Origin of the sequence: Streptomyces sp. NPDC051364, assembly GCF_040682115.1 — a bacterium.
GTDB lineage: Bacteria > Actinomycetota > Actinomycetes > Streptomycetales > Streptomycetaceae > Streptomyces.
On the sequence record NZ_JBFBAH010000037.1, the window covers coordinates 65,979 to 68,134 of the forward strand.

The window sequence follows — 2,156 nt, forward strand, 5'->3', positions numbered from 1 at the left end:
CGGAGCTGCGCGGCGTGCTGGCGCTGTACCCGGTGGTGCTGGTGGTCGACGACGACCACGGGCTCGCCATCGTGGACCTGCCGCTGCACTCGCTGGGCGGGGTGCCGTTCGGTCGGCGGCGAGTTGCGCCGCCAGGGCGGGGATGCCCAGGTCCTGCTCGTCTGCCGGGGTGGCCTGGTACAGCTTGTTCGTCAGCTGGTACGGGTCGCCCGCCAGGTCGTAGTACTCGCGGAACTTCACCTGCCCCGTGCCGGACACGGTGCCGTTGCCGTCGGTGGTGAGGTCGTAGTACTCCGTGTACTGCTTGTTCTGGGATACGTACGAGGCCCAGGTGGGCGGGCAGCCCGCGGTCGTGCCCTGCTGCCACCACTCGACGAGCAGGTGGTCGCGGCTGTACGAGGAGAGCAGGGACCTGCCGTCCACCGAGTGGGTGGGGGTGATGCCTGCCGCGTCGAGGACCGTGGGGGCGATGTCGATGTTCGTGGTGATGCGGCTGTCGGTGGTCCCCACGCTCAGGCCGCCGGCCGGCCAGGAGAGGTAGAACGGCACCTCGTGCGCCGGGCGATAGGGAACCGACTTCTTGGTCCATCCGTGGTCGGCCCAGGTGAAGCCGTTGTCGGCGATGTAGATGACCAAGGTGTTGTCGAGCTGTCCGAGCGCCTGGAGCTTGTTCTTGAACGCCTGGACCGTGTCGTCGACGGAGAGCAGGGTGCGCAGCTGTTCCGCACGGATCTGCTTCCCGTCGGCCAGGGTCCCCGTCGCGTTCCGGATGTAGGCCGGTTTGTCGCTGCGGTCGTTCTCCGGGACGGAGGGCCTGCCGTCCCAGTCCGGAACGGCCGTGCCGGCGTACTTCGCCTCGGGCGTGCGCGGGCCGTGGGAAGCGTACGGGGTGACGTACGCGAACCAGGGCCGGGCGTCGGCCGCCGCCTTGTCGAGGAAGTTCAAAGTGCGGTTCTTGATGATGTCGGTGGTGTAGCCGTTGATCGTCTGGACCGTGCCGTTGACGTTCCACTGCGCGTCGACGTAGCCCGGCTGGAGCAGGGCGAACTCCTCGAAGTGCGGCGGGTTGTCGGACAGGGTCCAGGAGTTGAGCCACTTGCCGAACAGGCCGGTGCGGTAACCGGCCTGCCGCAGGTACCGGGGCAGGGTGGTGCTCTGGTCCAGCCGGTACGAGGCGTTGTTGTTGCGGACGCCGTGGTGGTGGGCGTAGCGGCCGGTGAGGACCGACGACCGGGAGGGCGAGCAGAGCGGGGTGGTGACGTGCCCGTTGGTGAACTTGACGCCCTGGTCGGCCAGCCAGGCCGTGGTCTTGGGCAGCGCCCATTCGGTGTGCTTGGGCTGGTCGTCGGTGACGATGAGCAGGATGTTGGGACGGGGCGCGGCAGCGGCGGGATCGGCGGCCGCTACCTGGGCGATCGCCGGAACCGCCGCGGCGGCCGCGGCGGCCGCCGTGCCGGCGAGGAATCCGCGGCGGCTCACCCGCGGTCTGCTGTTGTCGCTCATGGGATGTCTTCTCCTGGTTCCGCAGCTCGTACGGGTACGGCAGATCAACTGCCGTGAAGAGTGGAAGAGAGACGAGGATCAGGCATCGACCGGCCGGCCCCTTCGGGGGCGGGCGGTGCGCAATGCCAGGTGGGGATCCCGTGCGAAGGGGCGATGCGTGATTACCGTCGCGCCCGGGCGATCGGACACAGAGCGCTCGCCAGCCTGCCCAGATCGAGGTGGCGGCGCGCGGTGAGAGGGCTTCCTGCTGCCATGCCGATGAGGTTAGGGGCGGGAGTGAAGCTCGTCCATGTACGGCATATGAAAAGTGGAACTCCGCTTGAACGGCTGTCCTTGGGTGACCCGGCCGTGCTCGTGCAGGGACCAGCACGGCCCGACGCCGATCTGCCGGTCGATGAGCTGCTCGCCGCGCAACACCGTCCGGCGCCTGCCGGAGGGTGTTGCGGCTGGTCAGTGCCGAGCGCGACCGCTGATCAGCTCTTGACCAGCAGGCCGCGGCTGCGCAGGACGTAGCGCTCGACGGGGCTGAAGATCAGCAGGTCGATGGCGATGCCGACGACGAGGATGAGGATGATCGCGAGGAACACGCCGGGCAGGTCGATGTTGTTGCGGCCGTTCTCCAGGAGCTGGCCGAGGCCGAGGCCGAGGTCGGG

1 protein-coding gene and 1 pseudogene are annotated in these 2,156 nt (G+C 68.8%); both read right to left on the minus strand.

Annotated features, from left to right (window positions below):
* A partial coding sequence (locus AB0M76_RS38170) for a sulfatase (RefSeq protein ID WP_365957329.1) occupies positions 1-1,503 on the minus strand: 1,503 nt, incomplete at its 3' end.
* A 473-nt stretch (positions 1,504-1,976) separates the two neighbouring features.
* A pseudogene (locus AB0M76_RS38175) lies at positions 1,977-2,156 on the minus strand (ABC transporter permease); the annotation flags it as partial.